Source organism: Streptomyces cynarae, assembly GCF_025642135.1.
Classification (GTDB): Bacteria; Actinomycetota; Actinomycetes; order Streptomycetales; family Streptomycetaceae; genus Streptomyces; species Streptomyces cynarae.
Window position 1 is genome coordinate 5,239,107 of record NZ_CP106793.1, and the last position, 19,531, is coordinate 5,258,637.

Sequence of the window (19,531 nt, forward strand, 5' to 3'; positions counted from 1 at the left end):
AGCTTATGGAGCAATCCCGACAGTCCCGGCGGGGGCTTCGGGGAAGCCATAACAGGACAGGGCCGCGGCACGTGGGCCGGTGGGGTGTAGGGTCCGCGGACGCACGTCGGCGGGACATGCGTCTGTGGCACATGCGTCCACAGGATGTACGTTCGCGGGACTACGCCAGCGGGGTGACGCCGGCGGACGGCGTGGGCGGGACGTACGTATTCCGCTCCTGTCCGGACACTCGACAAGAGCCGCACATTCGCAGCAAGTTCGGAGGACACCACAGTGGGACGACTCTTCGGCACGGACGGCGTGCGCGGTGTCGCCAACGCGGATCTCACGGCCGAGATGGCGCTCGGCCTGTCCGTCGCGGCGGCGCACGTACTGGCCGAGGCGGGCACGTTCGAGGGCCACAAGCCGAAGGCGGTGGTCGGACGGGACCCGCGCGCGTCCGGGGAGTTCCTGGAGGCCGCCGTGGTCGCCGGTCTCGCCAGCGCCGGCGTGGACGTGCTGCGGGTCGGCGTGCTGCCCACTCCGGCCGTCGCGTATCTGACGGGCGCGCTCGGCGCGGACCTCGGCGTGATGCTCTCCGCCAGCCACAACGCCATGCCCGACAACGGCATCAAGTTCTTCGCCCGCGGCGGCCACAAGCTCGCCGACGAGCTGGAGGACAGGATCGAGGGCGTGTACGAGGAGCACCGCACCGGCGCCCCCTGGGACCGCCCCACCGGGGCCGGGGTCGGCCGGGTGACGTCGTACGACGAGGGCCTCGACCAGTACGTGGCCCATCTGCTGGGTGTCCTGCCGAACCGTCTCGACGGGCTGAAGATCGTCCTCGACGAGGCGCACGGCGCCGCCTCCCGGGTCTCGCCCGAGGCGTTCACGCGCGCGGGCGCCGAGATCGTCACCATCGGCGCGGAGCCGGACGGCCTCAACATCAACGACGGCTGCGGCTCCACCCACCTGGACAAGCTGAAGGCCGCCGTCGCCGAGCACGGCGCCGACCTCGGCATCGCGCACGACGGTGACGCCGACCGCTGCCTCGCCGTGGACCACACCGGCGAGGAGGTGGACGGCGACCAGATCCTCGCCGTGCTCGCGCTGGCGATGCGGGAACGTTCCGCGCTGCGCTCCGACACCGTGGTCGCGACGGTCATGTCCAACCTGGGCTTCAAGCTGGCCATGGAGCGCGAGGGCATCCAGCTCGTGCAGACCGCGGTCGGCGACCGGTACGTGCTGGAGGAGATGAAGGAGAAGGACTACGCGCTCGGCGGCGAGCAGTCCGGCCACGTCATCATCCTCGACCACGCCACCACGGGCGACGGCACACTGACCGGCCTGCTGCTGGCCGCGCGGGTCGCCCAGACCGGCCGTACGCTGCGGGACCTGGCGTCCGTGATGGAGCGGCTGCCGCAGGTGCTGGTCAACGTGCCGGACGTGGACAAGTCCCGGGTCGGCTCGTCCCCGGACCTGGCCGCCGCCGTGACCGAGGCGGAGCGGGAGCTGGGCGCGACCGGGCGGGTGCTGCTGCGGCCGTCGGGCACCGAGCCCCTCGTACGGGTCATGGTCGAGGCCGCGGACATCGACCAGGCGCGGTCGGTGGCGGGACGGCTGGCGGACGCGGTGAAGTCGGCGCTCGGCTAGAGACGCCTCGCCTTGAGGGAACGTTCGCGCTGCTTGGACCAGATCCACTTCTGGGCCAGCAGCGTGATCGTCCCCGCCACCACGATGCCCAGCAGGTTCAGCAGGAGCTGTTTCGTGGAGCCCCAGGTCTGCCCGGTGTCGCCGTAACTCAGTGCGACGGCCGCGTTGGCGGCGGCCGGGACCGTCGTCACGGAGATGGCGACCCCGACGAGCGCGCCGGACTTGGCGGAGGTCAGGGAGAGCGTGCCGGCGGCTCCGGCGAGGACCGCCACGACGAAGGAGAACCAGTCGGGGGCGTAGACGAAGCCGGTGTTGGGCCGGGCACCCTCCAGCTGCTCCTCGCTGAACAGGCCGACCGCGTCCATGAACAGGCTGAACCCCACCGTCACGGCCATCGCCACCGCGAACCCCGCCAGCAGCGCGGTCAGCGAGCGCAGCGCGAGCCGGGGCGCCCGCTGCACCAACGCCGTGCCGATCCCCGCCAGTGGGCCGAACTCCGGGCCCACCGCCATCGCGCCCACGATCAGGATCGCGTTGTCGAGCACCACACCGCACGCCGCGATCACGGTGGCCAGCGTGATGAACGCGAGGTAGGTGATCGACAGCGTCGACTCCTCGTGCGTGGCCTCCGTCAGGTGCTCCCACAGCACCGCGTCCGCGCCCTCGCCCGGGGCCTCCGCCTCGGCCTTGTCGGCCCGCCTGGACAGCGACAGGTCGATGTTCTCGACGGCGATGGAACCGGTGCTCTCCAGGCCCAGCTCCTGGAGCGCGCTGAGGAGTTCGTCCGCGGCCTCGCGGGCGACGTCGCACATCACGACGTCCCCTGCGGGGTTGCGGGCGGCACCCGGTATGACGACGAGGTGCGTGGTGCCGACCGTCCCCTCGATCAGACGCACCGCCTCCGCCGTTTGCCCGGTGGGGGTGATCAGGCGCAGATGCAGCATGCCCGCAGGGTAGCCGTCACAGTTTCCGCAGGCTCAGCCGCTGCACCTTGTGGTCCGGACCCTTGCGCAGCACCAGGGTGGCGCGGCCGCGGGTGGGGGCGATGTTCTCCACCAGATTGGGCTTGTTGACGGTACGCCACATGGTGCCGGCGTAGTCGAGGGCCTCCTCCTCGGAGACCTGGGTGTACTTGCGGAAGTACGACGAGGGGTCCTGGAAGGCGGTCTCGCGCAGCTTGCGGAACCGGCTGAGGTACCACTGCTCGACGTCCTCGGTGCGCGCGTCCACGTACACGCTGAAGTCGAAGTAGTCCGCGAGACCGACCCGCGTGCGGCCGTCCTTGCCGGGGAGGGCGGGCTGGAGGACGTTCAGCCCCTCGACGATCAGGATGTCCGGGCGGCGCACGGTGAGCTTCCGGCCGGGGACGATGTCGTAGATCAGGTGGGAGTAGACGGGCGCCGTCACCTCGTCCTTGCCGGCCTTGATGTCGGCGACGAAACGGGTGAGCGCGCGGCGGTCGTACGACTCGGGGAACCCCTTGCGCGCCATCAGGCCCCGCGCCTGCAGTTCCCGCGTGGGCAGCAGGAACCCGTCCGTGGTCACCCGCTCGACCCGAGGGTGCTCCGGCCAGCGGGACAACAGGGCCTGGAGAAGACGGGCCACGGTGGACTTCCCGACGGCGACGGAGCCGGCGACGCCTATCACGAACGGTGTCCCGGACTGGGAGCCCTGCTCGCCGAGGAAGGTGTTCAGGGCGCCCCTGAGGCCGTCCGTGGCCTTCACGTACAGGTTGAGCAGCCGTGACAGCGGCAGGTAGATGTCCCGCACCTCGTCGAGGTCGATGACGTCGCCCAGACCGCGCAGCTTCTCGACCTCCTCGGCGGTCAGCGGCAGCGGCGTCTTGTCGCGCAGCGCACTCCACTCGGCACGGGTGAGGTCGACGTAGGGAGTCGCCTCCGGCCTGGGCCGGTGGGCGCTCCGGGGCATCGAGGAGACCGGAGAGATCACAGTCCATTGTTAACGGAGTTTGAACGGGGCGGGGGGTGGGCTGCGTCACGCCGGGGAGCGCGGAGCGCGATACGGCCGGTGGAGCGGAGGCCGGCAAGTGATCACAGAGACGGCCGATTGTCGCCCCCCGCTCCGACGCGTGCACTTCGGGCCCGTTCGGCGTTCGTACCCCGGTGGGAATTTCCGATTTCGGGCACGCGAGGGCGGGTATCGGCGGGCGGCGGACCGTAGGCTGCGGATCATGTGCGGAATCGTGGGTTACGTGGGATCGCAGTCGGCACTCGACGTCGTGATGGCCGGGCTGAAGCGGCTGGAGTACCGGGGCTACGACTCGGCGGGCGTCGCCGTGCTCGCGGACGGCGGGCTGGCCGCCGCGAAGAAGGCCGGGAAGCTGGTCAACCTGGAGAAGGAGCTGGTCGACCGGCCGTTGCCGACCGGCACCACCGGTATCGGGCACACCCGGTGGGCCACCCACGGCGCGCCGAACGACCCCAACGCGCACCCGCACCTGGACAACGCGGGCCGTGTCGCCGTCGTCCACAACGGGATCATCGAGAACTTCGCGCTGCTGCGCGCCGAGCTGGAGGAACGGGGCCACACCCTCTCCTCCGACACGGACACCGAGGTCGTCGCGCACCTGCTCGCCGAGGAGTTCTCCGCGACCGCGGACCTCGCGGAGTCGATGCGGCTGGTGTGCCGGCGCCTGGAAGGCGCGTTCACCCTCGTCGCGGTGCACGCCGACGAGCCCGACGTGGTGGTGGGCGCGCGGCGCAACTCGCCGCTGGTCGTGGGCGTCGGCGAGGGCGAGGCCTTCCTCGCCTCGGACGTCGCCGCGTTCATCGCCCACACCCGGTCCGCGATCGAGCTGGGCCAGGACCAGGTGGTGGAACTGCGCCGCGACGGCGTCACGGTCACCGGCTTCGACGGCCGGCCCGCCGACGTGCACTCGTACCACGTCGACTGGGACGCCTCGGCCGCCGAGAAGGGCGGCTACGACTACTTCATGCTCAAGGAGATCGCCGAGCAGCCCAAGGCGGTCGCCGACACGCTCCTCGGCCGTATCGACGCGGCTGGTTCGCTGCGCCTGGACGAACTGCGGATCTCGCCCGCCGAACTGCGCGAGGTCGACAAGGTGGTGATCGTGGCCTGCGGGACCGCCTTCCACGCCGGGCTGATCGCCAAGTACGCCATCGAGCACTGGACGCGCATCCCCTGCGAGGTCGAACTGGCCAGCGAGTTCCGCTACCGGGACCCCATCCTCGACCCGCGCACCCTGGTCATCGCCATCTCCCAGTCCGGCGAGACCATGGACACCCTGATGGCCCTGCGGCACGCCCGCGAGCAGGGCTCCAAGGTGCTGGCGATCTGCAACACCAACGGCTCGACGATTCCCAGGGAGTCGGACGCGGTCCTGTACACGCATGCGGGGCCGGAAGTCGCGGTGGCCTCCACGAAGGCGTTCCTGACGCAGCTCGTCGCCTGCTACCTGGTGGCCCTGTATCTGGGCCAGACGCGCGGCACCAAATGGGGCGACGAGATCCACGCCGTCATCCGCGATCTGTCGAGGATCTCCGACGAGGTCGAGCGGGTCCTGGAGACCATGGAGCCGGTACGCCGGCTGGCGCGTTCCCTCGCCGACAAGAACACGGTGCTGTTCCTCGGACGGCACGTCGGCTACCCGGTCGCCCTGGAAGGCGCCCTGAAGCTCAAGGAACTGGCGTACATGCACGCCGAGGGCTTCGCCGCGGGAGAACTGAAGCACGGGCCGATCGCGCTGATCGAGCAGGACCTGCCGGTGGTCGTGGTGGTGCCCTCGCCGCGCGGACGCTCGGTCCTGCACGACAAGATCGTCTCCAACATCCAGGAGATCCGGGCGCGGGGCGCGCGCACGATCGTGATCGCGGAGGAGGGCGACGAGGCGGTCGTCCCGTACGCCGACCACCTGATCAGCATCCCGGCGACCCCGACCCTGCTCCAGCCGCTGGTCGCGACGGTGCCGTTGCAGGTCTTCGCGTGCGAGCTGGCGACCGCCCGGGGCAACGAGGTGGATCAGCCGCGGAACTTGGCGAAGTCCGTGACGGTGGAATAGGGGGGCCCGGCACCGTCTGAGGGGCCGGCAGCCGCTGGCGAGGGGTGGCAACCGGGGCGAGCGGCGGCGCCGCTGATCAACCGTTGTACGGGACTGCCACGTCCAGGACCCACGTCACGCCGAAGCGGTCGGTGAGCATGCCGTACAGCGGTGCCCACTGCGACGGCCCCAGGGGCTGCACCACCGTCGAGTCCTCTGCCAGCTTCTGCCACAGGGCACTGATCTCGTCCGTGGCGTCACCGCGCACGGAGACGAAGAACGGGTTGCTGCCCTGGTCCCAGGGCAGATGGGAGGGCACGTCGTAGGCCATGACGTGGAAGCCGTTGTCGCCCGCCACCTCGCCCCACACGACCCAGTCCGCCTCGTTCTCGTTCTGCGCGTTGCCCATGTCCTTGTACGTGACGGCGGCGACGCGTCCGCCGAAGACGGACCGGTAGTAGTCCAGCGCCGCCCGTGCGTCGCCCCGGAAGTTCAGGTGGGTGGTGGTCGTGACGGACATGCCTTCTCCTTGCTCGCAGCAACCTCGTCGCCAGGGGCCGTGGCCTCGCCGGCGGATCTCGACAGGCACCGTTCCACGGGTAGCGGACAGGCTGTGTCCTGTACTGCGGGCAGAATCGCGAGCATGCAGAAGACGTCCTCCCGGCTGCTCGCGCTGCTCTCGCTGCTTCAGACGCATCGCGACTGGTCCGGTGACGACCTCGCCGAGCGGCTGGACGTCACCTCGCGCACGGTGCGGCGCGACATCGACCGCCTACGCGAACTGGGGTACCGGATCCTTGCCTTCAAGGGGCCCTCCGGCGGATATCGCCTGGATGCCGGCGCGCACCTGCCCCCACTGCTGTTCGACGACGGCCAAGCCGTCGCCTTGGCCCTCGCCCTGCAGACCGCGGCCACCAGCACCGCGATCGGCGAAGACGCCGCACGGGCCCTGTCCACCATGCGCCAGGTCATGCCGTCCCGTCTGCGCCGGCGCATCGACATGCTGCAGGTCACTGCCGTCCAGCCACCCGAGGCCGGCAAGGCCGCCCACGTCGGCACGCAACTCCTGACGGAGCTGAGCCGTGTCATCCACGCCCGTGAGGAACTGCGGTTCGACTTCGGTCATGAAGCCACCGGCCCCGCCGAGCCACCCCGCCGGACGCAGCCCCACCACCTCGTCACCTGGCGCGGCCTCTGGTACCTCATCGCCTGGGACCTCGACCGTGACGACTGGCGCACCTTCCGCGTCGACCGCATACGCCCCCGCACCCCCACCGGCCCACGCTTCACCCCACGCGGTCTCCCCGGCGATGACGTGGCCGCGTTCGTCACCGGACGATTCCGAGGGACTGACGGCTCCACCACCGACTGGCCCTGCCGTGGCGAAGTCGTCCTCGACCTCCCCGCACAGGCTGTGGCCCCCTTCGCGCAGGACGGAATCGTTGAGGAACTCGGCCCCGGCCGCTGTCGCCTCACCCTCGGCTCCTGGTCGTGGACCGGCCTTGCCGCCGCTGTCGGACGCTTCGACACCGACATCCGCGTCATCGGCCCACCACAACTGACCCGTGCGTTCGGCGAACTGGCCGCGCGCTACGCCAACGCGGGTGGCGGAGCATCCGAGAAGTAGCCGGGGGTTCTCTCGTCCACGGCCTGAGCGGGACGGGGGAGGAGGCGGCCCGCTCCGGGCTTCACCGGCCCGGTGTCTTTCATGCTTCCGGCGTGGTCAGCCACGCGCTGATGCGGGCCAGCGCGGAGGGGCCGGAGTCAGAGGCGACGTCCTGGACCAGATCGGCGATCGAGACCGCGCGCAGGGCTTCCCGCCAGGCGGTGTCCGCCGCGGTCATCGCGCGGGCGATCGGGCAGGGCGCGGTGCACGCCTCGGCCGGAGTGGCGAGCGGGCCGCGCCGGCGGATCTCCGTGCAGGTGAACGCCTGGCCGGGGCCGTCGACCGCCTCGACCACATCGAGCACCGTGATCGAGGCGGGTTCCCGGGTGAGTACATAGCCGCCCGACTTGCCCTGGACCGAGCGCACGAGCCCGGCCCGGGAGAGCGCCTGCAGCTGCTTGGCCAGATAGCTCGCCGAGACGTCGTGCAGCTCCGCCAGCCTGGTCGCGGGCACGGGCTCCTCGACAGACGTGAGCACGACGCAGCAGTGCAGGGCCCACTCGACTCCGCCGGACATCTTCACTCGCCCACTCTAATCAGACCGCTTGACTCGGACAATTCGTGTCCGTGTATAGTCCCGGACAGATCGTGTCCGAGTTTGGCGCATGGCGCACCGACGTATGGGTTCATATGCCAGATTGCGGACATATTCCGGACGAAAGGCGTGTCATGAAGTTCGCGGTCATCGGGGGCACCGGGCTGATCGGGTCACAGGTCGTCAAGGACCTGAACGCCGCCGGGCACGAGGCGGTACCGCACTCGCAGTCCACCGGAGTCGACGTCATCAGCGGCCAGGGACTGGATCGGGCGGTGGCGGGAGCCGACGTCGTCGTCAACCTGACGAACTCCCCGACCTTCGACGAAGCCTCCCCGGCGTTCTTCCAGACCTCGATGGACAACCTCCTGGCCGCGGCCCGCAAGGGCGGCGTCGGCCACTTCGTCATCCTCTCGATCGTCGGCGTGGACCAGGTGCCGGAGCTGGACTACTACCGGGCCAAGGTGCTCCAGGAGAACATCCTCGCGGCCGGGCCGATCCCCTACTCGATCGTCCGGGCGACGCAGTTCATGGAGTTCATGGACGCGGTCATGTCCTGGACCGCGGAGGGTGACACCGTCCGGCTGCCCGCCACGCCGATCCAGCCGATCGCCTCGAAGGACGTGGCCGCAGCGGTGGCGGAGGTGGCCGCCGGCGCCCCGCTGAACGGCATCCGCAACATCGCCGGCCCAGAGGTCTTCAACCTGGACGAACTGGGCCGGATCACCCTGTCCCACAAGGGCGACAGCCGCACCGTCGTCACCGACCCCACGGCCGGCATGTTCGCCGTCGTCAAGGGCGACGTCCTCACCGACAGGGACGCCCATCTCGCCCCCACCCGCTACACCGACTGGCTCTCCTGATCCTCCACGCGCGACAACTCGAGGCCATTTGGGGACCATTCAGCGAGAACCAATGAGTGTGAAAAACAAAAAGAAAGGCAGGTCCGGGCACCCCATTCGGTGTGAGTGCCCGAACCTGCCCCCGGGCGAGGCTCAGTGCCGGAAGACGTCCTTGGTCTTCTCCTTGGCCTCGCGGGCGTCGCCGCGCGCCTGCTCCATTCGGCCCTCGGCCTCCATGCGCTCGTTTCCGACGGTGCGTCCGACGGTCTCCTTGACCTTGCCCTTGGCCTGCTCAGTCTTGGCCTGCGCCTTCTGGTTCTCAGCCATGGGTGTCACATCCCTACGTCGTCACTGCGTTCGGTGACGTTCGGATTGCCCCCGTCGTAACGCCTAAACCTCGCGGTAATACGCCGTGCCTGCACGAGGATTCACGGCGAACCAATCAGAATTCCACTGAAGGCCTCGAAGAAAACCCGGGTTCTTCGATGCGTACCGAGCCGTCGGCGGGGAACTCGTTCGGCCGGAGGTTGATGAAACATGGTTCCCTTGCTTCTGGTTCTTCTTCTGGCCCTCATCCTTTTCGGTGCGGGCTTCGCCTTGAAGGCGCTGTGGTGGCTTGCCGTCATCGTGCTGGCGGTGTGGCTGCTGGGCTTCGTCGTCCGCCCGGCGAGTGGCGGTCGACGAGGTCGCTGGTACCGCTGGTAGCGGCGCGCGTCGACACGCGGCACGTAGGGCCCCGGCCGTGTCCGGGGCCCTCCGTGTGTCCGCCGACGCGCCTGTCGTCCGCTCGGCCGTCACATACGAGTGGGAAGGGTGAAAAGGTGCGTACCTCCCTGCTGCCAGGGCATCCGTGGCCCGTCGGGCGCCGGTGCCCAACCGGAACCAGCGGCCTCCAACCCGGCGCCCGGCCTTCGGGCCTCGCGCGACGAAGGGTCGTCGCGCGAGGCCGGGCCCCTTCGTCGCATCGCGAAGGGGCGGTCAGGGCCGCATAGGGTGCCCAGCATGAGCATCATCGGAGTCGGCATCGACGTGGCCGAGATCGATCGCTTCCGGGCCGCGCTGGAGCGCACCCCCGGGCTGGCCGAACGGCTCTTCCTGGAGCGCGAGTTGCTGCTGCCGGGCGGTGAGCGGCGCGGGATCGCCTCGCTGGCCGCGCGGTTCGCGGCGAAGGAGGCGGTGGCCAAGGCGCTGGGCGCGCCGGGCGGGCTGCACTGGACCGACGCCGAGGTGTACGTCGAGGACAGCGGTCAGCCCCGGCTGCGGGTGTCGGGCACGGTCGCGGCCCGTGCGGCCGAACTCGGCGTGAAGTTCTGGCATGTGTCGCTCAGCCACGACGCGGGTGTCGCCTCGGCGGTGGTCGTCGCCGAGGGATAGCGCGCGAGCCCTCGGAGCGGGGGGTGGGCAACTCCCGCGCCCTCCGTCATGGTGTGAGCGCGGTGGGGGAGACTCCCCCGTATGCGTACTGCGTACAGCGTGGAGACGGTGAGGACGGCCGAGCGTGCGCTCATGGCCCGGCTTCCGGACGGGGCGCTCATGCAGCGCGCCGCCGCCGGACTGGCCGCGGCCTGCGCCCAGTTGCTGGGGCGGGTGTACGGCAGCCGGGTGGTGCTGCTGGTCGGCAGCGGGGACAACGGCGGCGACGCCCTGTACGCCGGGGCGCGGCTCGCCCGGCGCGGGGCCGGGGTGACGGCAGTACTGCTGTCGCGCGAGAGGACCCACCAGGGCGGGCTCGCGGCCCTTCGCAGGGCGGGCGGTGCGGTGGCGGCCCCTCTGACGCCGCCGAGGAGGTGATCCGGGCCGCCGACCTCGTCGTCGACGGGATCGTCGGGATCGGCGGCAAGGGCGGGCTCCGGCCCGACGCCGCACGGCTCGCCGCGCTCGCCGACGCCTCGCGCGCGGTCGTCGTCGCCGTGGACCTGCCGAGCGGTGTGGAGGCCGACAGCGGAGAGGTGCGGGGGGACGCCGTACGGGCGGACCTCACCGTGACCTTCGGCACGCACAAGCCGGCGCTGCTCATCGATCCGGCGCGGGAGTACGCCGGTTCCGTACGGCTCGTCGACATCGGGCTCGAACTGCCCGAGGACGCCGAGCTGGAGGCGTTGCAGCACGCGGACGTGGCCGCGCTGCTGCCGGTGCCGCCGGCCGCGAGCGACAAGTACCGGCGGGGCGTCGTCGGCATCGCCGCCGGGTCCGCGCGCTATCCCGGAGCGGCCGTGCTCGCCGTCTCGGGAGCGCTGCGCGGCGGGGCCGGGGCCGTGCGGTATGTGGGGCCCGCCGGGAGCGCGGTGATCGCCCGCTTCCCGGAGACGCTGATCTCCGACCGGGGACCCGCCAAGGCCGGACGGGTGCAGGCCTGGGTGGTCGGTCCGGGAGCGGGCGACGACGCGGCGACCGTGGCCGAGGTGCTGGAGGCGGACGTACCCGTCCTCGTCGACGCGGACGGGCTCAGGCTGGCGGACCGGGACGCCGTACGCGCCCGTACGGCCCCGACGCTGATGACCCCGCACGCGGGCGAGGCCGCCGCGCTGCTCGGCGTGGCGCGCGAGGAGGTGGAGGGCGCGCGGCTCGCGGCGGTACGGGAGCTGGCGTCCCGCTACCGGGCGACCGTCCTCCTCAAGGGCTCGACGACGCTGGTGGCCGACCCCGACGGCGGCCCGGTACGCGTGAACGCCACCGGCACCCCGTGGCTGGCGACCGCGGGCAGCGGAGACGTGCTGTCCGGCCTGTCGGGGTCGCTTCTCGCGGCCGGCCTCTCGGTCCGTGACGCGGCGAGCGTGGCGGCGTACCTGCACGGCCTGGCGGGCCGCTACGCCGCGGAGGGCGCGCGGCGGGGGCGCACGACGTGGCCGACGCCATCCCCGAGGCATGGCGGGACGTGCGGGGGTGAGCGGGCGGGGCCCCGATGAGCCCACGGGCTCCCGAAGGTCCGCGATGCGCCCGGACGAGGCCCGGACCGGGCACCGTTGAGGGACACCGGCTGCCGGAACGCTACCCGCCGGTACCGTCATCCCCGTGCCGTCCGGCCCCTCTGAGACACTGGGGCGCGATGGAACGTATCGAGACAGCACCCCTGCGCGCACGCGCCGAGATCGATCTGGCGGCCCTGCGGGCGAACGTGCGTGCCCTGCGCGCCCTCGCGCGCGGCGCGGCCCTGATGGCCGTCGTGAAGTCGGACGCGTACGGTCACGGGGCCGTGCCGTGCGCCCGCGCCGCCCTCGAAGCCGGCGCCGAGTGGCTCGGCACGGCCACGCCCGAAGAGGCCCTCGCCCTGCGCGAGGCAGGAGTGCCGGGCCGCGTCCTGTGCTGGCTCTGGACCCCCGGCGGCCCCTGGCAGCGTGCCGTGGAGGCCGACGTCGACGTGTCCGTCAGCGGCCTGTGGGCCCTCGACGAGGTGCGCGAGGCGGCCGCCGCCGCGGGCGTGCCCGCCCGGGTCCACCTCAAGGCCGACACCGGCCTGGGCAGGAACGGCTGCCAGCCCGACGACTGGCCGGAACTCGTCGCCGAGGCCCTGCGCGCCCAGGCCGACGGCCTGGTCACCGTCGTCGGCCTGTGGTCCCACTTCGCCTGCGCCGACGAACCCGGCCACCCCTCCGTCCAGGCCCAACTGGCCTGCTTCCGCGAGATGGTGGCGTACGCCGAGCAGCAGGGCGTGTGCCCCGAGGTGCGGCACATCGCCAACTCGCCCGCCACGCTGACCCTGCCCGAGGCCCACTTCGACCTCGTACGCACCGGCATCGCGATGTACGGCATCTCACCGAGCCCCGAACTCGGCACCCCCGCCGACCTCGGACTGCGCCCGGTGATGACCCTCAAGGCCTCGCTCGCCCTGGTCAAGCAGGTTCCCGGCGGCCACGGCGTCAGTTACGGCCATCTGTACACCACCCCCGGCGCCACCACCCTCGGCCTGGTCCCCGTCGGCTACGCGGACGGCATCCCGCGCCACGCCTCAGGTACGGGACCGGTCCTGGTCGACGGCAAGCTGCGCACCGTCGCGGGCCGGATCGCCATGGACCAGTTCGTCGTGGACCTGGGCGGCGACGAGCCTCCGCCCGGCACCGAGGCGGTCCTCTTCGGCCCCGGTGACCGGGGCGAACCCACCGCCGAGGACTGGGCGCAGGCGGCCGGAACCATCGCTTACGAAATCGTGACCCGGATCGGAACCCGCGTCCCGCGCGTCTACGTAAAGGTGAACGCGGAACAGGATGGGTAATCCACACGGGTGAGCCGGGGCAGACGTACGGCTGAACGAGCGGGGGCCCCGGCACGAAGGAGCGGGACGTGAGCGAGAGCAGCGCGGAGACGGCGGGAGCCGTCGTGGGCGCGACCGCCGCTGCCGCCGGCAACTGGCGTCTCGCCGGTCTCGCCGGCGCCGCGATAGGCGTGGTCGCGGCGGGTGCCGCGGCCGGCGTCGCGATCGAGCGGATGACGGTCGGCCGCGGTATGCGCAGGAAGGCCCGGCTGGCCCTCGACTCGGCGGGGCCGTACGGCACCCTCCGCGGCATCCCCGGCAAGGCGTACGCGGACGACGGCACCGAGCTGTACTACGAGGTCGACGACGTCGAGCGGGTGGAGAGGATCCCCGCACAGCGGCGCCGCCGGCTCTTCGGACGCAAGGCCCCGGCCCCGGTCACCGTCGTCTTCAGCCACGGCTACTGCCTCAACCAGGACTCCTGGCACTTCCAGCGGGCCGCGCTGCGCGGCGTCGTCCGTACCGTGCACTGGGACCAGCGCAGCCACGGCCGCTCCGGGCGGGGCGTGGCGCAGGCCGACGGCACGCCGGTCTCCATAGACCAGCTCGGACGCGACCTGAAGGCCGTGATCGACGCGGCCGTGCCCGAGGGGCCGATCGTGCTCGTCGGCCACTCAATGGGCGGCATGACGGTCATGGCCCTCGCCGACCAGTACCCGGAACTGATCCGCGACCGGGTCGTCGGCGTCGCGCTCGTGGGCACGTCGTCCGGCCGGCTCGGTGAGGTCAACTTCGGACTGCCCGTCGCGGGCGTCAACGCGATACGCCGCATCCTGCCCGGAGTGCTCAGAGCGCTCGGGCAGCAGGCCGAGCTGGTGGAGAAGGGACGCAGGGCCACCGCCGACCTGTTCGCGGGGATCATCAAGCGGTACTCGTTCGCGTCCCGGGACATCGATCCGGCCGTCGCCCGGTTCGCCGAGCGGATGATCGAGAGCACGCCGATCGACGTGGTCGCCGAGTTCTACCCGGCCTTCACCGACCACGACAAGACCGAGGCGCTCGCCCGATTCGCCGACCTCCCGGTGCTCGTGCTCGCCGGAGTGCAGGACCTCGTCACCCCCAGCGAGCACAGCGAGGCCATCGCCGACCTGCTGCCCGACGCCGAACTGGTGCTCGTGCCGGACGCCGGGCACCTGGTGATGCTGGAGCACCCCGAGGTCGTCACCGACCGCCTCGCCGACCTCCTGATGCGCTCGGGAGCGGTCCCCGCAGGGGCTACCGTGGGGGGCTATGGAAGCACCAGCACCGCACAGCCCGGCTGAGGCCCCCACGCCGGGAGTCACCGTCGAGCTCACCGTCACCTCCCCCGAACAGATGCAGGAACTGGGGCGCCGGCTGGCCAAGCTGCTGCGCGCCGGAGACCTCGTGCTGCTGAACGGCGAGCTGGGCGCGGGCAAGACCACGCTGACCCGCGGGCTCGGCGAGGGCCTGGGGGTACGGGGGGCGGTCACCTCGCCGACCTTCGTCATCGCCCGCGTGCACCCCTCGCTCGGGGACGGCCCGCCGCTGGTCCACGTGGACGCGTACCGGCTGGGCGGCGGCCTGGAGGAGATGGAGGACCTCGACCTCGACGTCTCGCTGCCGGAGTCGGTGGTCGTCGTGGAGTGGGGCGAGGGCAAGGTCGAGGAGCTGACGGAGGACCGCCTGCACGTGACGATCCACCGGGCGGTGGGCGACACGACGGACGAGGTCCGGCATGTGACGCTCGCCGGGTTCGGGGAGCGCTGGGCGCAGGTGGATCTGGGAGCGCCCCTTTAGCAGCGCGGGATGCCTGCACCATGCGGGTAACGTCCCGACAAGGCGTCGGCAAGATATTGCGCCGCGGGCATCCGGCGTGGTCACATGGGCGGTAAGGACCGTGGTCAGGTCTGCCTAACCCTGTCGCCCCCGCGACACCAGGAGGCGTCCATGCCGGCTTCAGAACGCGACGAGGCGCAGCCGCGCGTGGTGCCCGGACCGGGCAACGTGTCGATGAAGGATCTGCTCGCGTCGTGCGCCGCGGCCAAGGCGGTCTCGACCCCGCCGAGGGACCCGGCGCCCGACAAGCCCCAGTCGGCCACTGTGACCGAGGACCGGCGCAGGGCCGCGTAGGGCGCGGCGTCCACTACGTGATGCCGATACGCGACGGTGCCCGCCACGTGACGGCGACCACTACCTGACGACGACCACCTTCTGGTTGATCGTCGCGAACTCCCACATCGCCGTACCGTCCGCACGCGCCTCGCGGATCCCGCCCAGCTTCTTGGACGCGTCCGGCTTGGGTGTCGAGCCGTCCACGGCCGAGCTGAAGCCGAACACCACGCCGTCGCTCAGCGCGAACCGCACGACGTGCTCCACCTGCTTGCCGTCCGAACCGGTCCCGGCCGCGGTCCGGGAGGTCACCGCGTATGTGCCAGGCGCCGGGTCCACCGTCCCGGGCATCACGGTGAAGGTCCGCTGCACCTTGTTGTCCGTGCCGACCAGCCACACCCGGTCGTCGCCGAGCGAGTACACCACCCGCTCCCCGGTGCCGGAGTCCCCGGGCAGCGCCGCCGGGTTCGCCTTGTCCCGCGGGGCCTTGGACGCGCCGGCCCCCGGCGACTTCTTCACCTGCGGCTTGCCCAGCGTGTCGGGCACGTGCGCCGACGCCTGGTAGGCGAGGAAACCGACCGCGGCGACGGCCGCCACGGTGAGCCCGGCCACGAATCCCGAGCTGCTCCTAGCCACCCTTGCCCACCTCTCGACACCGTGTACGCGCTTGCGTCGCACACCTTTGCTGTGACGGTAGCAGCAGCCGCGATGCGGACCGGCCCGGCCGTGCGAGGGGCGCGGGCGCCGTAGGCTGTTTGCGTGCTCTTGCTCGCTCTGGATACCGCCACCCCCGCCGTGACCGTCGCGCTGCACGACGGCACGTCCGTCGTCGCCTCGACGAGCCAGGTCGACGCTCGGCGGCACGGGGAACTCCTGCTGCCCGCCGTCGACCGGATCCTGGCCGAGGCGGGCACCCGTCTCGATGCCGTCACCGGCGTCGTCGTCGGTGTGGGCCCCGGCCCGTACACCGGGCTGCGGGTCGGCCTGATGACCGCCGACACGTTCGGACTCGCGCTCGGTGTGCCCGTGTACGGCCTGTGCACCCTCGACGGCCTCGCGTACGCCTCCGATCTGACCGTGCCCTTCGTGGTCGCCACGGACGCACGCCGCAAGGAGGTCTACTGGGCGCGCTACGACGATGCCCGCACCCGTGTCACCGAGCCCGCCGTCGACCGTCCCGCCGAGATCACCGAGAAGGTCGCGGGCCTGCCCGCCATCGGCGCCGGCGCACTGCTGTACCCGGACACCTTCCCGGACGTCCACGAGCCCGAGCACGTCTCGGCGGCGGCCCTCGCCTCCCTGGCCGCCGAGAAGCTCGCCCGGGGCGAGGAACTGCCCGCGCCGCGTCCGCTCTACCTGCGCCGCCCCGACGCACAGGTGCCCAAGAGCTACAAGGTGGTCACGCCGAAGTGACCGAGCCCGTGACCCCGCCCGAGACGCCCCGGCTGCGCGAGATGCGCTGGTGGGACATCGACCCCGTGCTGGAGCTGGAGAAGGACCTCTTTCCGGAGGACGCCTGGTCGCGGGGCATGTTCTGGTCCGAGCTCGCGCACTCCCGTGGCCCGGAGGCGACCCGCCGCTACGTCGTGGCCGTCGAGGGCGAGCGCATCGTCGGCTACGCGGGGCTGGCCGCCCAGGGTGAGCTCGCCGACATCCAGACCATCGCCGTGGCCCGCGACCGCTGGGGCACGGGACTCGGCGGGCGGCTGCTGACCGAGCTGCTGCGCGCGGCGACCGCGTTCGAGTGCGCCGAGGTGATGCTCGAGTGCCGGGTCGACAACGTACGCGCGCAGAAGCTGTACGAGCGCTATGGCTTCGAGGCCATCGGTTTCAGGCGCGGCTACTACCAGCCGGGGAACGTGGACGCCCTGGTGATGCGCCTGACCACCACGCCCGACGGAGACTTCGCCGCGGGCTCCCCATCAGTACGAGGAACCGAGATCAATGGCTGACCAACCCCTGGTCCTGGGGATCGAGACGTCCTGTGACGAGACCGGTGTAGGCATCGTCCACGGGACCACCCTCCTCGCGGACGCCGTAGCGTCCAGTGTCGACGAGCACGCGCGCTACGGCGGGGTCGTCCCGGAGGTCGCGTCGCGCGCCCACCTGGAAGCGATGGTGCCGACCATCGAGCGCGCGCTGAAGGACGCGGGAGTCTCCGCGAAGGACCTCGACGGCATCGCGGTCACCGCCGGGCCGGGCCTGGCCGGCGCCCTGCTGGTCGGCGTCTCGGCGGCGAAGGCGTACGCGTACGCGCTTTGCAAGCCGCTGTACGGGGTCAACCACCTGGCCTCGCACATCTGCGTGGACCAGCTCGAGCACGGCGCGCTGCCGGAGCCGACGATGGCGCTGCTGGTCAGCGGCGGCCACTCGTCACTGCTGCTCTCCACGGACATCACCTCGGACGTAAGGCCGATGGGTTCGACGATCGATGACGCGGCGGGCGAGGCCTTCGACAAGATCGCGCGCGTGCTGAACCTCGGCTTCCCGGGCGGCCCGGTCATCGACCGGTACGCCAAGGAGGGCGACCCGGAGGCGATCGCCTTCCCGCGTGGGCTGACCGGCCCGCGCGACCCCGCGTACGACTTCTCCTTCTCCGGTCTGAAGACGGCCGTGGCCCGCTGGATCGAGGCGAGGCGCGCGGCGGGGGAGGAGGTGCCGGTCCGTGATGTGGCCGCGTCCTTCCAGGAGGCGGTGGTGGACGTGCTGACCCGCAAGGCGGTGCGCGCCTGCAAGGACCAGGGCGTCGACCATCTGATGATCGGCGGCGGCGTGGCGGCGAACTCCCGCCTGCGCGTCCTGGCCCAGGAGCGGTGCGAGGCGGCCGGTATCCGCCTGCGCGTGCCCCGCCCCAAGCTCTGCACGGACAACGGCGCGATGGTCGCCGCGCTGGGCGCGGAGATGGTCGCCCGGGGCCGTGCCGCGTCGTCCTGGGATCTGTCGGCGGACTCCTCGCTGCCGGTGACGGACCCGCATGTGCCGGGCAACTCGCACGACCACGACCACGTGCACGAGGTGAGCAAGGAGAACCTCTACTCGTGACGGTCGCGCTGATGTGGGAGGCCCGGGCGGTCGCCGGCCGGGGTGAGGACCTGCTGGCCTGGGCCCGCGCCCAGGAGCTGACGCCCCCGCCCCTGCGCCGTGAGACCTTCCGGGCCCCGCAGGACCGCGTCCTCGTCATCACGTGGTGGGATGCGGAGTTCCCCGCCGACCTCCCCGAACTACCGGAACCGGACGGGGAGTTGGTCACCCGGGCGGTGCATCGGTGGCGGTTCGAGTCGGTGACGGCGGACTGACGGCCCCAACTCCCGTTCGCTTCCGAATCTTTCGGCTGGTGCGTCGAATCTTCCGGGCATACGATCCCGCCCATGACTCGCGCGCAATCCGCCGGCACGAACGGAGCACGGCGCTCCGCGCAGACCGCCACGCTTGCTGAGATAGCCCGTGAGGCCGGGGTGTCGGCGCCCACGGTGTCCAAGGTGCTCAACGACCGGGCCGACGTCGCCCCGGCGACCCGGGCCCGCGTCGAGGAACTGCTGCGCGCCCACGGCTACCGTCGGCGCCGGGCCGAAGCGAGCCGTGCGCCCCTGATCGACCTCGTCTTCCACGAGCTGGAGAGCGCCTGGGCGATGGAGGTCATCCGTGGCGTGGAGAACGCGGCGCGCGATGCGGGGCTGAGCGTGGTGCTGTCCGAGAGCGCGGGGCGGCTCACCCCCGGCCGTACCTGGGCCGACCAGGTCGCCGCCCGCCGCCCGCACGGTGTGATCCTCGTGCTGTCCGGCCTCGACGCCTCCCAGCGCGCGCTGCTGACCAGCCGCTCCATCCCCTTCGTGGTCATGGACCCGGCGGGCGACCCGGGAGACGACGTGCCGTCCATCGGCGCCACCAACTGGCACGGCGGTCTGGCCGCGACCCGGCACCTGATCGAGCTGGGGCACACCCGGATCGGCGCGATCAGCGGGCCCGCGCGCATGATGTGCAGCCGCGCGCGGGTCGACGGCTACCGGGCGGCCCTGGAGACCGCCGGGCTGCCCATGGATCCGGAGCTGGTCCGGACGGGGGACTTCCATCACGAGGCGGGCTACCGGCTCGGCCGTGAACTGCTGTGCCGCCCGGACCGGCCGACGGCTCTCTTCGCCGGCAACGACCTCCAGGCGCTGGGGGTCTACGAGGCGGCGCGCGAGCTGGGGTTGCGCATCCCTGAGGACGTCAGTGTGGTCGGGTTCGACGACCTGCCGGTGGCTCGCTGGGTGGGGCCGCCGTTGACGACCGTACGGCAGCCGCTCATGGAGATGGCGGAGGCGGCGGCACGGCTGGTGCTGGACCTCGGCCGTGCGGAAGCGCCCACGGCGGCGACGCGCGTCGAGCTGGCGACCAGCCTGGTGGTGCGCAGCAGCACCGGGGCGCCGACCGCCTGACCAATAGGTCTGTTCCGAAGAGAAGTTGACGTACCGGCTCCGAAACTTTCGCGGCCTCCCGCAGTGACGCCGGGCTCAGAGCGGGGCGAGAAGGTGAGATT

The 19,531-nt window shown here is 71.7% G+C and carries 21 protein-coding genes and 1 pseudogene; 16 read left to right on the plus strand and 6 right to left on the minus strand.

What is annotated here, in order from left to right; all coding sequences use genetic code 11:
* The first annotated feature begins 273 nt into the window (after positions 1–273).
* Positions 274–1,632 carry a phosphoglucosamine mutase gene (gene glmM, locus N8I84_RS24105; RefSeq protein WP_263231462.1) on the plus strand — a complete coding sequence of 453 codons (1,359 nt, stop codon included), beginning with the start codon at positions 274–276 and terminating at the stop codon, positions 1,630–1,632.
* Here glmM and N8I84_RS24110 read toward each other — a convergent pair.
* Complete coding sequence (locus tag N8I84_RS24110; protein WP_263231464.1) at positions 1,629–2,576, minus strand: DUF389 domain-containing protein; 948 nt, start codon at positions 2,574–2,576, stop codon at positions 1,629–1,631. The two genes, glmM and N8I84_RS24110, sit on opposite strands and share 4 nt — an antisense overlap.
* A 16-nt stretch (positions 2,577–2,592) precedes the next feature.
* Positions 2,593–3,561, minus strand: coding sequence for a type I pantothenate kinase (gene coaA, locus N8I84_RS24115; protein ID WP_263231465.1), 969 nt, complete (start codon positions 3,559–3,561; stop codon positions 2,593–2,595).
* A gap of 262 nt (positions 3,562–3,823) precedes the next feature.
* Between coaA and glmS the strand changes: the two genes are divergently transcribed.
* The gene (glmS, locus tag N8I84_RS24120; protein ID WP_263231467.1) at positions 3,824–5,671 is read left to right on the plus strand and encodes a glutamine--fructose-6-phosphate transaminase (isomerizing); all 1,848 of its coding nucleotides are present in this window, start codon (positions 3,824–3,826) and stop codon (positions 5,669–5,671) included.
* Between the two features lie 76 nt (positions 5,672–5,747).
* Here the strand turns inward: glmS and N8I84_RS24125 are convergent, their stop codons facing one another.
* Positions 5,748–6,170, minus strand: coding sequence for a VOC family protein (locus N8I84_RS24125; RefSeq protein ID WP_263231468.1), 423 nt, complete (start codon positions 6,168–6,170; stop codon positions 5,748–5,750).
* Between the two features lie 123 nt (positions 6,171–6,293).
* On the opposite strand from N8I84_RS24125, the gene N8I84_RS24130 reads away from it, so the two are divergent.
* Positions 6,294–7,277 carry a helix-turn-helix transcriptional regulator gene (locus tag N8I84_RS24130; RefSeq protein ID WP_263231469.1) on the plus strand — a complete coding sequence of 328 codons (984 nt, stop codon included), beginning with the start codon at positions 6,294–6,296 and terminating at the stop codon, positions 7,275–7,277.
* Between the two features lie 79 nt (positions 7,278–7,356).
* On the opposite strand, the gene N8I84_RS24135 is transcribed toward N8I84_RS24130, so the two are convergent.
* Positions 7,357–7,833 carry an RrF2 family transcriptional regulator gene (locus tag N8I84_RS24135; protein WP_263234870.1) on the minus strand — a complete coding sequence of 159 codons (477 nt, stop codon included), beginning with the start codon at positions 7,831–7,833 and terminating at the stop codon, positions 7,357–7,359.
* Positions 7,834–7,985: 152 nt separating this feature from the next.
* Here N8I84_RS24135 and N8I84_RS24140 point away from each other — a divergent pair, with 152 nt between their 5' ends.
* Complete coding sequence (locus tag N8I84_RS24140; protein WP_263231470.1) at positions 7,986–8,714, plus strand: SDR family oxidoreductase; 729 nt, start codon at positions 7,986–7,988, stop codon at positions 8,712–8,714.
* A gap of 132 nt (positions 8,715–8,846) precedes the next feature.
* Here N8I84_RS24140 and N8I84_RS24145 read toward each other — a convergent pair whose 3' ends face one another.
* Entirely contained in the window at positions 8,847–9,020 is a 174-nt protein-coding gene (locus tag N8I84_RS24145; protein WP_103837522.1) for a CsbD family protein, read from the minus strand.
* Between the two features lie 210 nt (positions 9,021–9,230).
* Between N8I84_RS24145 and N8I84_RS24150 the strand changes: the two genes are divergently transcribed.
* From N8I84_RS24150 to N8I84_RS24180, 7 genes and pseudogenes are all read left to right on the plus strand, one after another.
* Positions 9,231–9,398, plus strand: coding sequence for a hydrophobic protein (locus N8I84_RS24150; RefSeq protein WP_263231471.1), 168 nt, complete (start codon positions 9,231–9,233; stop codon positions 9,396–9,398).
* A gap of 297 nt (positions 9,399–9,695) precedes the next feature.
* On the plus strand, positions 9,696–10,067 hold the full coding sequence (locus N8I84_RS24155; protein WP_200418853.1) for a holo-ACP synthase: 372 nt from the start codon (positions 9,696–9,698) through the stop codon (positions 10,065–10,067).
* Positions 10,068–10,148: 81 nt separating this feature from the next.
* Positions 10,149–11,580: pseudogene (locus N8I84_RS24160) on the plus strand (NAD(P)H-hydrate dehydratase).
* A 159-nt stretch (positions 11,581–11,739) separates the two neighbouring features.
* Positions 11,740–12,903, plus strand: coding sequence for an alanine racemase (gene alr, locus N8I84_RS24165; RefSeq protein ID WP_263231472.1), 1,164 nt, complete (start codon positions 11,740–11,742; stop codon positions 12,901–12,903).
* Positions 12,904–12,971: 68 nt separating this feature from the next.
* Positions 12,972–14,204 (plus strand): alpha/beta fold hydrolase, encoded by a 1,233-nt coding sequence (locus N8I84_RS24170; protein WP_263231473.1) that lies wholly within the window; start codon positions 12,972–12,974, stop codon positions 14,202–14,204.
* Positions 14,173–14,700 (plus strand): tRNA (adenosine(37)-N6)-threonylcarbamoyltransferase complex ATPase subunit type 1 TsaE, encoded by a 528-nt coding sequence (gene tsaE / locus N8I84_RS24175; RefSeq protein ID WP_103837516.1) that lies wholly within the window; start codon positions 14,173–14,175, stop codon positions 14,698–14,700. Before N8I84_RS24170 ends, tsaE begins: the two co-directional genes overlap by 32 nt.
* A 150-nt stretch (positions 14,701–14,850) precedes the next feature.
* Positions 14,851–15,033: a hypothetical protein gene (locus tag N8I84_RS24180; protein WP_263231474.1), complete on the plus strand. Its 183-nt coding sequence runs from the start codon at positions 14,851–14,853 to the stop codon at positions 15,031–15,033.
* A 60-nt stretch (positions 15,034–15,093) separates the two neighbouring features.
* On the opposite strand, the gene N8I84_RS24185 is transcribed toward N8I84_RS24180, so the two are convergent.
* Positions 15,094–15,648 (minus strand): hypothetical protein, encoded by a 555-nt coding sequence (locus tag N8I84_RS24185; RefSeq protein WP_263231475.1) that lies wholly within the window; start codon positions 15,646–15,648, stop codon positions 15,094–15,096.
* A gap of 123 nt (positions 15,649–15,771) precedes the next feature.
* On the opposite strand from N8I84_RS24185, the gene tsaB reads away from it, so the two are divergent.
* The 5 genes from tsaB (at position 15,772) to N8I84_RS24210 (ending at position 19,430) form a co-directional block, all read left to right on the plus strand.
* The gene (tsaB, locus tag N8I84_RS24190; protein WP_263231477.1) at positions 15,772–16,425 is read left to right on the plus strand and encodes a tRNA (adenosine(37)-N6)-threonylcarbamoyltransferase complex dimerization subunit type 1 TsaB; all 654 of its coding nucleotides are present in this window, start codon (positions 15,772–15,774) and stop codon (positions 16,423–16,425) included.
* 8 nt (positions 16,426–16,433) lie between these two features.
* A complete protein-coding gene (rimI, locus tag N8I84_RS24195; protein ID WP_263234871.1) occupies positions 16,434–16,964 on the plus strand; it encodes a ribosomal protein S18-alanine N-acetyltransferase in 531 nt (176 codons plus the stop codon).
* Positions 16,957–18,054: a tRNA (adenosine(37)-N6)-threonylcarbamoyltransferase complex transferase subunit TsaD gene (tsaD, locus tag N8I84_RS24200; protein WP_263231478.1), complete on the plus strand. Its 1,098-nt coding sequence runs from the start codon at positions 16,957–16,959 to the stop codon at positions 18,052–18,054. Before rimI ends, tsaD begins: the two co-directional genes overlap by 8 nt.
* Positions 18,051–18,308, plus strand: coding sequence for a hypothetical protein (locus N8I84_RS24205; RefSeq protein ID WP_263231479.1), 258 nt, complete (start codon positions 18,051–18,053; stop codon positions 18,306–18,308). Before tsaD ends, N8I84_RS24205 begins: the two co-directional genes overlap by 4 nt.
* 72 nt (positions 18,309–18,380) lie before the next feature.
* Positions 18,381–19,430, plus strand: coding sequence for a LacI family DNA-binding transcriptional regulator (locus N8I84_RS24210; protein ID WP_263231480.1), 1,050 nt, complete (start codon positions 18,381–18,383; stop codon positions 19,428–19,430).
* The last annotated feature ends 101 nt before the right edge of the window (positions 19,431–19,531 follow it).

Bases quoted from the DNA above. Each gene is read 5' to 3' on its own strand.
- N8I84_RS24150 (WP_263231471.1), top strand. From the start codon at position 9,231: ATGGTTCCCTTGCTTCTGGTTCTTCTTCTGGCCCTCATCCTTTTCGGT.
- glmS (WP_263231467.1), top strand. From the start codon at position 3,824: ATGTGCGGAATCGTGGGTTACGTGGGATCGCAGTCGGCACTCGACGTC.
- tsaE (WP_103837516.1), top strand. From the start codon at position 14,173: ATGGAAGCACCAGCACCGCACAGCCCGGCTGAGGCCCCCACGCCGGGA.
- N8I84_RS24210 (WP_263231480.1), top strand. From the start codon at position 18,381: ATGACTCGCGCGCAATCCGCCGGCACGAACGGAGCACGGCGCTCCGCG.
- N8I84_RS24110 (WP_263231464.1), bottom strand. From the start codon at position 2,576: ATGCTGCATCTGCGCCTGATCACCCCCACCGGGCAAACGGCGGAGGCG.
- N8I84_RS24135 (WP_263234870.1), bottom strand. From the start codon at position 7,833: ATGTCCGGCGGAGTCGAGTGGGCCCTGCACTGCTGCGTCGTGCTCACG.
- N8I84_RS24155 (WP_200418853.1), top strand. From the start codon at position 9,696: ATGAGCATCATCGGAGTCGGCATCGACGTGGCCGAGATCGATCGCTTC.
- alr (WP_263231472.1), top strand. From the start codon at position 11,740: ATGGAACGTATCGAGACAGCACCCCTGCGCGCACGCGCCGAGATCGAT.
- coaA (WP_263231465.1), bottom strand. From the start codon at position 3,561: ATGCCCCGGAGCGCCCACCGGCCCAGGCCGGAGGCGACTCCCTACGTC.
- N8I84_RS24140 (WP_263231470.1), top strand. From the start codon at position 7,986: ATGAAGTTCGCGGTCATCGGGGGCACCGGGCTGATCGGGTCACAGGTC.
- N8I84_RS24145 (WP_103837522.1), bottom strand. From the start codon at position 9,020: ATGGCTGAGAACCAGAAGGCGCAGGCCAAGACTGAGCAGGCCAAGGGC.
- N8I84_RS24130 (WP_263231469.1), top strand. From the start codon at position 6,294: ATGCAGAAGACGTCCTCCCGGCTGCTCGCGCTGCTCTCGCTGCTTCAG.
- N8I84_RS24180 (WP_263231474.1), top strand. From the start codon at position 14,851: ATGCCGGCTTCAGAACGCGACGAGGCGCAGCCGCGCGTGGTGCCCGGA.
- tsaD (WP_263231478.1), top strand. From the start codon at position 16,957: ATGGCTGACCAACCCCTGGTCCTGGGGATCGAGACGTCCTGTGACGAG.
- N8I84_RS24125 (WP_263231468.1), bottom strand. From the start codon at position 6,170: ATGTCCGTCACGACCACCACCCACCTGAACTTCCGGGGCGACGCACGG.